This is a genomic window from Bradyrhizobium sp. USDA3010 (assembly GCF_056429065.1).
Map to the genome: position 1 here is coordinate 18,605 of NZ_JBWJZD010000025.1, position 13,094 is coordinate 31,698.

11 protein-coding genes are annotated in these 13,094 nt (G+C 65.3%); 1 reads left to right on the forward strand and 10 read right to left on the reverse strand.

What is annotated here, in order from left to right; translation table 11 throughout:
* Position 1: 1 nt before the first annotated feature.
* The 5 genes from AC066Y_RS30005 to AC066Y_RS30025 form a co-directional block, all read right to left on the reverse strand.
* The gene (locus AC066Y_RS30005) at positions 2-1,315 is read right to left on the reverse strand and encodes an ABC transporter substrate-binding protein (protein ID WP_478277015.1); all 1,314 of its coding nucleotides are present in this window, start codon (positions 1,313-1,315) and stop codon (positions 2-4) included.
* A 39-nt stretch (positions 1,316-1,354) separates the two neighbouring features.
* The gene (locus AC066Y_RS30010) at positions 1,355-2,443 is read right to left on the reverse strand and encodes a CobW family GTP-binding protein (RefSeq protein ID WP_478277016.1); all 1,089 of its coding nucleotides are present in this window, start codon (positions 2,441-2,443) and stop codon (positions 1,355-1,357) included.
* Positions 2,443-4,110 (reverse strand): amidohydrolase, encoded by a 1,668-nt coding sequence (locus AC066Y_RS30015; protein WP_478277017.1) that lies wholly within the window; start codon positions 4,108-4,110, stop codon positions 2,443-2,445. The genes AC066Y_RS30010 and AC066Y_RS30015 overlap by 1 nt, the downstream gene beginning before the upstream one ends.
* Before the next feature lie 179 nt (positions 4,111-4,289).
* Positions 4,290-5,867 (reverse strand): gamma-glutamyltransferase family protein, encoded by a 1,578-nt coding sequence (locus tag AC066Y_RS30020; RefSeq protein ID WP_478277018.1) that lies wholly within the window; start codon positions 5,865-5,867, stop codon positions 4,290-4,292.
* Positions 5,868-6,217: 350 nt separating this feature from the next.
* Positions 6,218-6,892 (reverse strand): helix-turn-helix transcriptional regulator, encoded by a 675-nt coding sequence (locus AC066Y_RS30025; protein ID WP_212310831.1) that lies wholly within the window; start codon positions 6,890-6,892, stop codon positions 6,218-6,220.
* Between the two features lie 223 nt (positions 6,893-7,115).
* On the opposite strand from AC066Y_RS30025, the gene AC066Y_RS30030 reads away from it, so the two are divergent.
* A complete protein-coding gene (locus AC066Y_RS30030; RefSeq protein WP_478277019.1) occupies positions 7,116-8,318 on the forward strand; it encodes a serine hydrolase domain-containing protein in 1,203 nt (400 codons plus the stop codon).
* Between the two features lie 33 nt (positions 8,319-8,351).
* On the opposite strand, the gene AC066Y_RS30035 is transcribed toward AC066Y_RS30030, so the two are convergent.
* The 5 genes from AC066Y_RS30035 to AC066Y_RS30055 form a co-directional block, all read right to left on the reverse strand.
* A complete protein-coding gene (locus AC066Y_RS30035; RefSeq protein WP_478277020.1) occupies positions 8,352-9,755 on the reverse strand; it encodes an amidase in 1,404 nt (467 codons plus the stop codon).
* Between the two features lie 16 nt (positions 9,756-9,771).
* Positions 9,772-10,533 carry an SDR family NAD(P)-dependent oxidoreductase gene (locus AC066Y_RS30040; RefSeq protein ID WP_478277021.1) on the reverse strand — a complete coding sequence of 254 codons (762 nt, stop codon included), beginning with the start codon at positions 10,531-10,533 and terminating at the stop codon, positions 9,772-9,774.
* A gap of 63 nt (positions 10,534-10,596) precedes the next feature.
* Positions 10,597-11,307, reverse strand: coding sequence for an ABC transporter ATP-binding protein (locus tag AC066Y_RS30045; RefSeq protein ID WP_092125408.1), 711 nt, complete (start codon positions 11,305-11,307; stop codon positions 10,597-10,599).
* The gene (locus tag AC066Y_RS30050; protein WP_478277022.1) at positions 11,297-12,016 is read right to left on the reverse strand and encodes an ATP-binding cassette domain-containing protein; all 720 of its coding nucleotides are present in this window, start codon (positions 12,014-12,016) and stop codon (positions 11,297-11,299) included. The genes AC066Y_RS30045 and AC066Y_RS30050 overlap by 11 nt, the downstream gene beginning before the upstream one ends.
* A 3-nt stretch (positions 12,017-12,019) precedes the next feature.
* Positions 12,020-13,093: a branched-chain amino acid ABC transporter permease gene (locus tag AC066Y_RS30055; protein ID WP_478277023.1), complete on the reverse strand. Its 1,074-nt coding sequence runs from the start codon at positions 13,091-13,093 to the stop codon at positions 12,020-12,022.
* Position 13,094 lies beyond the last annotated feature (1 nt).

Sequence of the window (13,094 nt, forward strand, 5' to 3'; positions counted from 1 at the left end):
CTCAGGCGAGCTTCGACAGCAATGCGAGATCGGCTTGCTTCGGGATGAACGGCGCCGTCCCGTTGTGCACGATCAAGAGCTCGTATTTCGCCTTGCCGCCCTTGGTCTTGCGCCATTGCCCGCCCGACAGCGACGTCACCGCGACGTTCTTGATCGGCGTTCCCTTGAATTTCACCGGTCCGACCACCGTCTCCATGTCGAGACCGGCGATGGCATCGCGCAGCGAGTTCTTGTCCTTCGGATCGCTGTTCTGCAAAGCAGCAAGCGCAACTTCCCACAGAGCATGCGCATAGCCGATCGGTTGGGTCCATTGCTTGCCCGTCGTCTTCTCCCATTCGGCGGTGAGCTCGGCGGCGCTCTGCCCGGTCAGCGACGACTTGAATGGATAGGCGGGCGTCCACCACACCTCAGTCGACATGCCGTCGCCGCGATCGCCGAGCGCGTTCACCGCGCTCGGGAACAGGAATGCCGCCGCCACCGTGCAGATTTGCGGTTTGAACCCGGCCTGCGCCGCCTGGTTCCACAGCGTCACCCAGTGATTGCCGTACGTGAATCCGGACACGATATCGACGCCGTTGCTCTTGAACGACGACACCTGGTTGGTGAAGTCATCGGTCGCGATCTGGAATTTTCCGGCGGAGAATTCCTGATAGCCTGCCCCCGCGATGCCGCCGGGTAGACCGACTTTCGGGTCGGAGAACGCCTGGCCGGCGGGATTGTCGATGTAGAGCGTGCCGACCTTCTTGTTGGTGTCGACCGACTGCCACATGCCGAGGAAATTCTTCACGACATCATCGGCGCCCCAGAAGAAGTGATAGCTGTAGGGGAATCCCTTGTCGGGCGTCGACTTGCGCGGAAACATCCAGCCCTGCCATGGCACCATGGTCGAAATCGACGGAATGCCACGGGCGTCGGCGAGCTCCTGCACCGGAGCCTGCGCGTCGCCATCCTCGATCAGGATCAAGTCGCATTTCTCGCGCAGCACCAGTTCGCTCGCGACCACCGACGAGCGGTTCGGGTCGGATTGATTGTCCTTGAAGACAAACTCGACCTGCCAGGTCTTGCCGCCGATCTTCAGGCCGTCCTTCAGCCGCGCCTTGATGCGCTCGTGGATCCAGGTGTCGGGCTCGGCAAACGGCGCGCGGACGCCGGAGAGGCATCCGACCCATCCGATCTTGATGGTGTTGCCGGCGGCCCGCGCGACGTTGACCAACGGCACGTTCATCGCCGATGCGAGGCCGGTCGCACCGGCCGCCTTCAGCAGCGTGCGCCGGTCGAGCCGGCCGGACGATATCGTCTTTGAATTCTCAGTCATGTCCCTCTCCCCTCAACAATTACCTGATGTAACTGCCGCCTAAGCCGCAGATCGTTGGATCGCTCCACGGCTCACCGCGGCAAATTTGCACAAGGTGTTCTCGATGATCTGGCGCGGGATGCCGCGCACGATGAAGACGAGCCGCGAGCGCCGGTCCGCCGACGGCCAGCCCTTCAGCGTGATCGGCGGATGGAACACGTGCTGCACGCCATGCACCACGACCGGCGCATCGGGCTGTTCGGCAACATGCACGATCGCCTTGAAGCGCAGCAGGTCCTCGCCCTTGAGCGCGGCGACATAATCGAGCCAGCGCGCAAGCGCCTCGCGCTGGATCGGCTCGTCGATGATGAGGCTATAGGACGATACATCCGTGTCGTGCGCATGGTGGCTGTGATGACCACACACCTCGCCATCGCAATCGTGATCGATGTGATGATGCGGCGCATTCGCCGCCTGCGACGCCAGATCGAACCAGCGCACCACATCGGCCGAGCGGGCCGACGGATCGAACAGCCCGGCATCGACAACCTTTGCCGGATCGACCATCCCGTTCCGCACATGCGCGCGCGTTGCGACCGGGTTGATCGCGGCGAGCCGCGCGTCGAGCTGCGCGAGTGCATCGTCGCTGGCCAGGTCGGTCTTGGTCACCAGCAGCCGGTCGGCGACGGCGATCTGCCTGACGGCCTCGTCACGCGTCGCGAGGGTATGCGCGCCGTTGACGGCATCGACGGTAACGACCACGCCGTCGATCCGGTAGCGGCCAACGATATCGGACGCCGTCATCAGCGTGTGCAGCACCGGCACGGGATCGGCGAGCCCGGTGGTCTCGACCAGCACGCGGTGGAACGGCGGGATCGCCCCAGCGGCGCGGCGGGCGGCGAGATCGGCCAGCGTCTCGATCAGATCCTCGCGCACCGAGCAGCAGATGCAGCCATTGTCGAGCAGCGCGAGGCGATCCTCGCTGCTCTCGACCAGGAGGTGATCCAACGCCACCTCGCCGAACTCGTTGATGATGGCGACGACGCCATTGAGCTCCGGCTGGCGCAGCAGATGGTTCAGCACCGTGGTCTTACCGCTGCCGAGGAAGCCGGTGAGCACCGTGACCGGGATCTGATCCACAGCGATCATCACGCACCCCGCTCGTAGACCTTGCGGCCTTCGAAGAAGGTCATCTCGATCCGCGTGTCGGCAAGCTGGTCCGGCGGGATGTCGAAGATCATCTGGTCGAGCACGATCAGGTCGGCCGACTTACCGACCTCGATCGAACCGATCGATTGGCCGAGACCGGCCGCCCGCGCGGCATCGATGGTGTAGATGTCGATCACGGTGGCGAGATCGAGCGCCTGCTCGGCCCACAACGACTTGCCGGGAAAATCCCCGGTGGGATTTTGCCGGGTCACCATGCCCTCGATGCCCTGCCAGGGATCGGGAATCGGAATCACCGGCCAGTCCGAGCCGCCGGCCATCAACGCACCGGCCGCCTTCAGGTCCTTGTTCGGCCAGAAGCGCTGCGCGCGCTCCTCGCCCATCGCGGCCTTGTGCGCCTCGAGGAAGATGGTCGGATACCAGATGATCGGCGACAGATCGGCCGCGACGCCGAGCTCGGCGAAACGCTTGATGTCGTCGGGCGCGATGTAGCTCGCATGCGCGATCTGGTGAATCAGGTGGGTCGGGCCGTTGAAGCTGCGCACCACATCGATGGCATCGAGCGCCTGCGTCACCGCGGCATCTCCCGCGCAATGGATCTTCGCGGCGAGGCCGAGCTTCTCGCAGCGTCCGAGCCAGCGGATCAGGTCGGGTACGGTCAGCATGGTCGATCCGCGGAAGCAGCAGCCGCGCACGGGGTCGGCCACATAGGGCTCGTGGAACGCCGCGGTCTTGGCGCCGGGCACGCCGTCGAGAAACACCTTCACATAGTCCGGCTTCACATGCGCGCCGCGATATTGCTCGCGCAGCGCAAACAGCTCCTCGCCAGCCTTGCCGAACATGAAGCCCGGCTCGACCACGGGCATCGCACAGACCGCCCAGGCGGTGAGTTCGCCACGGTCGTCGAGCCCCTTCAGCGCCGCCATGATCGGCTGCATGCTGGCGGCGTCGATGAAGGCGGTGACGCCATAGGCGTTCAGCACCGAGATCGAACGCGCCACCGCCGCGCGGTCCATCTCGGCCGTGTAGTGACCGGAGGCCGCGAGCGCCCGCTCGACCAGGCCGGAGGCGGCCTCGATCATGATGCCGGTCAGCGTCCCGGTCTTGAGGTCGCGGCCGATCTCGCCGTCGGTCGGATCGGCGGAATCGGCCTGCACGCCTGCAAGCCGCAGCGCCGCCGAGCTTGCCCAGCGATTGTGATAGGTGTCGTCGCGCAGCACGACGGGATGTCCGAGGCACGCCGCATCCAGCAGTGCGCAGGACTCCGCGGTGTTCATCTCGTTCAGGAGATTGTTGCCGAACTGCCCGCCGACGATCCAGGCGCCGGGCGCCGCGACTGAAGCAGCCTTGTGCAAGGTGTCGGCGATCCTTGGCACGCTGTCGGCGTTGGAGAAGCGCAGCTCGTAGAGATCGGCCTGCCCGCCCATCATGATGTGATTATGGATGTCGATGATGCCCGGCATCGCCATTCGTCCACCGAGATCGACGGTCTTGGTCCCCTCGCCGACCAGCGCCGCGACGTCGCGCTCCTCGCCCACGGCGATGAAGCGGCCGGCCTTCACGGCTGCGCACGCCGCCCAAGGCTGCGCCCGGTTCGACGTGTAGATCCGGCCGTTGCGGAAGACCGTGTCGGCGAATGTCCTGTTCATACGGATCAACTTCTCGATTGGGAAAGTCCGGAGCGATCAGCCTTCGCCGTGCGGTGCACAGCGGCGAAACCGCACGGCGCCGGCATGATCGGCCAAACGTTCGACATGTCGGCATTTGGAACAATCCACCGTCCGGTGGATGCTCCGCCCGCCCCCCGCAGTGCGGGCAGGCGGCCCCCTCAAAAGCCCAACGCCAGCCCGTCCTTGCGGTGGTCGGAGGCGCCGAGCAGAACGCCGCGGGCATGGTCGATGCGGATCGCCTGGCAACCGCCGATCGGCTCCTCGGAGAAGCGGGTATCGTGGCCGCGGGCGCGCAGCTCGTCCCGGATCGCCGGTGATATCGTCGTCTCCAGCGACAGCGCACCGTCGAAGGCAAAGGAGCGCGGTGCCTCGGCCGCCGCCTGGATGTCCATCTTCATGTCGAAGATGTTCGACAGCAGATTGGCATGGCCGGCGGCCTGGTAGTGCCCACCCATCACGCCGAACGACATCACGGTCTTGCCGTCCTTGCGCAGCAGGCCCGGGATGATGGTGTGCATCGGGCGCTTGCGCGACCCGAGCGAATTGAGGTGTCCGGGCCTGGCGCGAAAGCTCCAGCCGCGGTTGTGCAGCAGGATGCCCGATCTCGGCGCGTAGATGCCGCTGCCGAACGGATAGAACAGCGAGTTGATCAGCGAGACGGCGTTGAGGTCGCGGTCGACCACCGTGACATAGACGGTGTCGCGATGCTCGATATCGTCCCAGATCGCGGGCGCGGACGCGCGGCTCATGTCGATCTTGCTGCGGATCCGCCCGATATAGTCGTCGGCAAGGAATGCGGCCGGATCGACCTTGCCGGCAGCGGGATCGCAGAAGAAGGCGTCGCGCGCGCGGTAGGCGGCCTTGGTCGCTTCGGCGAGCAGATGGATGCGATCGGCCTGCGCCAGCACGCCGACATCGAAGCCGGCGAGCGTGCGCAGGATCATCAGCGCCGCCAGGCCCTGCCCGTTCGGCGGACACTCGATCACGTCGTGGTCATGGTAGCGCGCCGAGATCGGGCGCACGTAGTCCGAGGTCTGCGCCGCGAAATCCTCGATGCTGTGGGCACCACCCAATCCGCGCAAGATGCCGGCCATCTCGTCGGCGGCTTCGCCCGCGTAGAACGCCTCGCGCCCGTGCTGCGCGATCCGGCGCAGGGTCCGGCCAAGCGCAGGCTGCGTTCGGATGTCGCCGACCTCAGGCGCCTTGCCCCCGGGGAGGAACTGCGCGGCGGCATTGGCGTCGATCTCGATGCGCGCCCGGAAGCGGCGCCAGTCTTCCGCGACGCGCGGTGTCACGCAAAAGCCCTGCTCGGCCGCCGCGATCGCTGGCCGGAATATCTCCTCCAGCGACCTGCTGCCGTGATCGGCGACCAGCCTGCACCACGCGTCGATGGCGCCCGGCACGGTCACGGCCTCGGGCGCGGCCGGCGGAATGTCGCGCGCGCCGCTGCCGACATATTTTTCAGTATCGGTGCCGGCGGGCGTGCGGCCCGAGCCGTTCAGCGCGATCGGCTCCCCGGCCTTGGGCGAATACAGCGCAAAGCAGTCGCCGCCGATCCCGGTCATCTGCGGCTCGACGACGCCCTGCACCGCCACCGCAGCCACCGCGGCATCGACGGCATTGCCGCCGGCTTTCAACATCTCGACCGCGGCAAGCGTCGCCTGCGGGTGCGAGGTTGCGGCCATGCCACGCTCCGCAACCGCCACCGAGCGGCCGATGGCCATGAAATCACGCATGTCGGATCCTTCAATGTTCGCGAGCGGCAGCCGCTCGCCAACATTGTCGAAAACGACACCGGTCCTCGAGGAACTCTCGATCGGCAGCCCGACAGGCAGCAATCCACCTAACGGTGGATCGGGTGGACGCGAGAGTGAAGCGAATAACGAAGCTCGGACAAAACATGTTGCGAGAGCGCGGATGCTTGACCCACAGGCCGCGCAACAAACGTCGTCCCGGCGAAGGCCCGGACCCATTACCACCGAAGGTGATTGTTGCGCGACGCTGGAACGACGCGTCCCACCGACATATCCGCCGCGGAGTATGGGTCCGGGCCTTCGCCGGGACGACGGGAGGAAAGAGCCGCGCCTCAATGCGGCCGCGACATCAGCGCGACGACGGCGGAGCGGGTCTCGACGCCGAGTTTCTCGAAGATATGTATCAGATGCGTCTTCACCGTCGCGAGACCGATGCTCAGGCACTCGCCGATCTCGCGGTTGGTGCGGCCGCAGCACAACAGCTCGACCACTTCCATCTCGCGCGAGGTCAGTCCGTAACGCGCGGGCTCGTCGGGATTCGGGGATAGGCGGCTGGTCAGGTTGAACTCGAGGTAATCGTGGATCTTCTCGGCGATGTGCATGCTGCCGTCGGGAATCGTGCAGCCCGGCGCCCAGAGCACGCTCATTCCGGCCACGATCCGGTCGTTGCGGCGGAAGAAGAACTCGATCATGTCGGCGACGCCGCATTGGCCGGCAAACGCACGATAGGTCGCCGCCTCCTGGGACGCGCATTGGTCGAGCGCGATGCTCAGCCGGGCGATCGGCCGGTTGCTCGCGGAGCGCGGATGCAACGGATCGAGCCGGTTCATGCCGGCAAGATACTGGTCGTGGAAGCTCGGCGGAACGTTGCTGCTGAGCACGAAGCGGTTGAGGGTCAGATTGCCGTCGACCTCGTAGAACGCGGTCGCCGAGCCTTCGAGAATCCCGCGCGCGAACTGGATGGCCTGTGTTGTTGCCGGATCCGGTCGGCCCAGAAGCGCTATCATGACCTACCTCCCGATGTTTCCCGATGGCGAACGTCTGCGCGTCGCATGGCGGCCACGCTGAGACAGACGCGGGGCATAGTCAAGCAAATTGCGGGCCAAGCGCACATCCCGGAAACGGTTACGCCGGAGTAACCCGGACATGACCTCCACCATCTGGTTGATTGCGAACGGCGCGACCTATACGGAACTTTTGCACGTCCCCGATATCATTATTGGATCAACAATGAATTCGCGTCGCATCATGGCCGCCTTCCCGTCGGCGGCCGACGAACAAGTCACGCTCGCCAACTGGCGCCAGCATCCCTTCAGCGAGTGGGCATTCCGCAATGTCCGCGAGCTGCTGCCCACCGCCAACATCGCGCGCGCCTCGACGCCGGCCCCGCTGTCCTTTGCGCCGCGCTATCTCGACGACGTCAGCTTCGCTGACCCGCGCGGCGAGACGGTCGGCGTCGGCCAGGCCCTGCGCGCAAGCCACACCGACGGCATCGTCGTGTCGCATCGCGGACAGGTCGCCTTCGAATGGTATGCCCACGGCCTGACGCCGGACACCCCGCATCTGATTTTCTCGGTCAGCAAGTCGGTCGCCGGAACGCTTGGCGGCATCCTGGCCGATCACGGCAAGCTCGATCCCGACGCGCCGGTGACGCGCTACATCCCGGAGATGGAGGGATCGGTCTATGGCGGCAGCTGCACGGTGCGCCACCTGCTCGACATGAGCGTCGGCATCCGCTTCGACGAGGACTACATGGCGCGCGACGGCGACGTCATGAACTACCGGCGCTCGACCGGCTGGGAGCCGCCGGACCCGACCGTGCCGCCGACAAATCTACGCGACTATCTGCGCACGCTGCGGCCGAACGGTACGCCGCACGGGCAGACCTTCCACTACGTCTCGACCAACACCGACGTGCTCGGCTGGGTCTATGAGCGCGCCTGCGGCATATCCTACGCGAAGATCCTCGCGCAGTATCTGTGGCAGCCGATGGGCGCCGAGCACGACGCCTACATCGCCGTCGACTCGCGCGGCGCGGCGCGCGTCGCCGGCGGCATCTGCGCGACACTGCGCGATCTCGCCCGCTTCGGCGAGATGATGCGCAACCACGGCATCAGCAACGGACGGCAGGTGGTGCCTGGCTGGTGGGTCGACGACATCAGGCAGAACGGCAATGCCGAGGCCTGGTCGCGCGGCGACCTGACCAAGGTGTTTCCGAACGGCAACTACCGCAACAAGTGGTACACGATCGATCGCAACGAAACCCCGTTCGCCGCCGTCGGCATCCACGGCCAATGGATCTACATCGATCCGGAGAGCGAGACCGTGATCGCGCGCGTCTCCTCGCAGCCGCTGCCGATGGACCTCGATCTCGATCACATGTGGACGCGCGGCTATCGCGCGATCGCGGCGAGGCTTGCCGGCAAGGCCTGATGGGACGCGACAAGGGAAGCCATTGACGAAGATTCATTCGATCGGCGGCCGCCGCGTATGCCAGTCCGTCACCGACTGGAACGCGGCGCCGGCGCGGACCAGCACGTCTTCGGAGAGATGCGGGCCGACCAGCTGCATGCTGAGCGGCATCTGGTCCGACGCCATGCCCATCGGCAGCGTGATGGTCGGGCTGCCCGAGAAGTCGAACACCGCCGTGAAGCGCAGGATGTTCAGGAGGACGTTGGGGTCGGCGCCGTACTCGCTCATCTTCGTCAGAGTCGGGATCGGCACCGGCATCGTCGGGATCAACAGGAGATCGATATCCTCGAACATCGCGGAGAGGCTGCCGCTGAACTTCAGCCGCTCGTGATGGATCGCGGCGATATCGACGCCGCTCGTCGCCCTGCCCTGCTCGATCAGCTGGGCGAGGTCCGGTCCATATTCCGACTTGCGCGACGGATAGGTGTCCAGATGCGCCTCCGCCGTTTCCACCGAGCACATCGCAATCCACTGGCTGACGAGCTTCTGATAGGGCGGGAAATGCACCTCACGGATGTCGGCGCCGAGATCGGCGAGCGCGCGCTCGGCCTGCACCAGGGCGGCGACGACCTGCCGATCGATTCCCTCCTGGGTGTATCTGCGATCGACGCCGATCCGCACGCCCCGGATGCTCTCGCCGACGCCGGCCAGATAGTTCGGCACCGGGGCGCGCAAGGCGGTCGGATCGTTGGCATCCGCGCCGGCGATGACGCCGAGCATTGCTCCGGCATCCACGGCGCTGCGGCACATCGGCCCGACGTGATCGAGCGAGTCCGCCAACGGGAAGATGCCGTGCCGGCTGACGCGGCCCCAGGTCGGCTTGATGCCGGTCAAGCCGCAGGTCGCCGACGGAAACCTGATCGAGCCGCCGGTGTCGCTGCCGATGGAGCCATAGCAGAGGCCGGCCGACGTCGCGACACCCGATCCGCTGGACGAGGAGCCGACCCAGTAGTTCACATTCCACGGATTGAGCGGGGCCTGCACGGCCGGATGGTGGCTGGTATAGGCGCCCTCCGTCATCTTGAGCTTGCCGAGCGTGACCGCGCCGCCGACTTCGAGCCGATCCACGATCGTGGCATTGAAGGACGGAACAAACTTGGCGTGGATCGTCGTGCCGCCGGCGGTCGGCGCAAACGTCGTGTAGCAGAGGTCCTTCAGCCCGATCGGAACGCCATGCAGCGGGCCGCGCCAGATGCCTTTGGCGATCTCCGCATCGCGCTGCTTCGCCTGCGCCATGGCCCGCTCCGCAAGGACGTGCGCGTAGCCATGAAACTGCCCATCGAACTTCGCGATCCGGCCGAGGATCGCCTCCGTGATCTCCGAGGCCTTCGCCTCGCCACGGCGAATGAGCCCGGAGATCTCGGTGATGGACTTGAAGTGCAATGGATCCGCTGACATGTCGTCATCGCCCTGGCTAGAACTGAACACCGCGCGTCAAGGCGCCGTCCACGACGAGGTTGGTCCCCGTGATGAAGCTCGCCGCCTTGCTCGCCAGGAACACCGCGGCGTTCGCCATCTCCTGCGGTGTGCCCATGCGACCGGTCGGATTGAGCGCCAGCGCGGTCTTGTACAGTTCGGGATTACCGTCCTTGATCATGTTCCAGACACCGCCCTCGAAATAGGTGTTGCCCGGCGACACCGAATTAGCCCGAATGCCCTTCGCCGCGAGCTGGTAGGCCAGCCCCTGCGTGTAGTGGATGATCGCAGCCTTGAACGTGCCGTAGGGACCGCTGGCAAAATCGACCTCGCGTCCCGACACGCTGGAGATGGTGACGATCGCCGCCGCCGCGCTTTTCTCGAGATACGGCATCGCGGCGTTGACGAGCCGCACCGTCCCCATCATGTCGGTGGAGAATTCCTTCTCCCAACTCTCCTCGTCCTGCCCGATCGAGAGCGCGCTGACATTGGCGACCACGACATCGATGCCGCCGAGCTTTCCAGCCATGTCGGCGACCCAGGCCTTCAGCGCCGGTCCGTTCGAGACGTCGACCGCACCGCCGAATGCCGCAACGCCCTTGGCCTTGATCGCGGTAATCGCAGTGTCGACATCCACCTGATTGCGCGCGCAGATGCCGACATTGGCACCCTCGGCCGCGAATGTGTCGGCGATCGCGCGCCCGATCCCCCTGGTGCTGCCGGTCACGAGAACCTTTGCTCCCTTGAGTCCCAGATCCATATCCATTCCCTCCGTTGTTATCGATTATGGAACGCGTACTTCCTCACCACATGGCGCAGCCGATCAAAGCAGCAGCTGCGCACGAACATTGTCTGCGTTGACCTCCTCACCGGCCAGCGATCGCGTGATCTTGCCCTTTTCCATGATGTAGCAGCGCTGGGCGATCGCCAGGATGGTGTCGAGATTCTGCTCGACGAAGATGATCGTCGTCCCGAGCTCGGCGCGGAACGATTGCAGCGCTTCGCAAATGTGCTGCACGATCGAGGGCTGGATGCCCTCCGACGGCTCGTCGAGGATCATCAAAGAGGGATTGCCGATCAGCGCGCGGCCGATCGCAAGCTGCTGCTGCTCGCCGCCCGACATGGTGCCGGCGATCTGGCGCCGCCGCTCCTTCAGGCGCGGAAAATACGTATAGACCAGCTCCGGCAGCTTCTTTCCGTCGGGTCCGCCGATCAGCTCGCCGACCTGCAGGTTCTCCTCGACGCTCATTTGCGGAAATACATCGCGGCCCTGCGGAATGTAGCCGAAGCCGGCGCGGGCCCGCGCATCGGCCTCGAGTTGCGTGACATCCTGATCCATGAACGTGATGGTGCCGCGCCAAGTCTGCAGCAGCCCGATCAGGCAGCGCATCAAAGTCGACTTGCCGACGCCATTGCGGCCGATCACGCCGACGATCTCGCCACGCGCAACTTGCATGCTGACGCCCTGCAGGATCGGCGTCGCGCCGTAGCCCGCCCAAAGTCCCGATACGTCCAGGATGCGATCAGTGGGCATGGGTCTTACCCAAATAGATTTCCGCGACCTTCTCGTCTTTCAGGATTGCCTCGAGGCTGCCGCGCGCGAAGATCTTGCCAAGATGCAGAACGGTGACGCGCTGGGCGACCTGACGCACGAACGCCATGTCGTGCTCGACGACCAGAACCGTCATGCCCTCGGCATTGAACGACTTGATCAGTTCGCCGGTCTTGTAGGTCTCTTCCGGCGACATGCCGGCGGTCGGCTCGTCCAGCAGCAAGAGCTGCGGCTGCAATGCCAGCGCCATCCCGATCTCCAGCCATTGCTGCTGGCCATGCGACAGCGCACCGGCGAGCTTGTCGCTATCATCAGCCAGATTGAGCAGCGCCAGCAGCCGTTCCTCCTCGGCAACGCGTTCGACGCCCGAAAGCCGTTCCTGCAGCGCGATCTGGATGTTCTGCCGCACCGGCAGTTCCTTGAACACGCTCGGCGCCTGCATCTTGATGCTCATGCCACGTTGCACCCGCGCGTAGGGTCGCTCCGCGGTGATGTCGACGGAGTCGAGGAAGATGCTGCCGGTGGTCGGTGGATAGAGGCCAACGATCAGCTTGAACAGCGTGCTCTTCCCGGCCCCGTTGGGGCCGATCAGGCAATGGACCTCACCGGCATTGACCGTCAGGTCGACGTCGGAGACGGCGGTCAATCCACCGAAGCGCTTGGAGACGCCTTTTACATCGACCAGCGCCATGGTTCAGGTCTCATCCGATTGCAGACGGCCGGCGTCCGCCAGCGCCGGGGCCTCGTCGCGCCGCCGGCGCCTGCTCCACCAATCGACGGCGAGCTTGCCGATACCGAGCACGAAGCCCTGCGGCGCCAGCATCACGGTGGCGAGCAGAAGCACGCCCATCAGCACCAGCGCGGCCTGCTGGCTGTAGACCGTGATGGTCTGGAAGCCGAACAGCAGCAGGAAAGACCCGACCAGGGTCGCGGTGAGATCGTTGCGTCCGGAGAACGCCACCCACACGATCGGCATCGCCGCCGCCGGGAGGCCGATGCTGGACGGCGTGATGAACTGCCCCCAGGACGTGTACAGCGCGCCGCTCAGTCCCGCGAGGCCGCTGCCGATCACGAAGGTCAGGAGCTGATACTTGCGGACGTCGTAGCCGAGCATCTCGGCGCGCTGCGGATTTTCCCGCGTCGCCACGATCACATTGCCGATGCTCGAGTTCACCAGCATGCGCAGCGCGACGTAGACGATCACGATCAGCGCGATCATGAGGTAATAGAGCGCCGAACCCTCGATATCGAAGCTGCCGACCGTGAGCGGATCCATCCCCTTCATGCCGTTGAAGCCGTTGAGCCGGGCCGGACCGATATGCCATTCCGGTCCTGCCGTCTGCCCGAGGAAGAAGGCCAGCACCAGCGTTGCCGACAGCGTCACGATGCCGAAGAAGATCCCGCTAATCCCACCCCAGATCATAAAATAGCCGAGGACCCCTGCCGCCATCATCGCGATGACAACCGAGAGCACGAGCGCGGCGACGGTGGCCGTTCCCCCGCCCATGTTGATGGCGAGCACGCCATAGCCGTAGCCTGCGATGCCGAAGAAGAAGGTCTGGCCGAACGACAGCATACCGCCGTAGCCCCACATCAGGCAGAGCCCGAGCGCCATGAATATCCAGATCAGGAAGTAGGCAAAGTTGCCGACATCATAGGAGTCGGCGAACAGCGGATAGATCAGCGCTCCCGCCAGCACGGCGAGGAAGCAGGACCAGAAGATCTTTCCGCGTCCGAGCGTCTGCGGACCGTCGAGCAGCTTCAACATC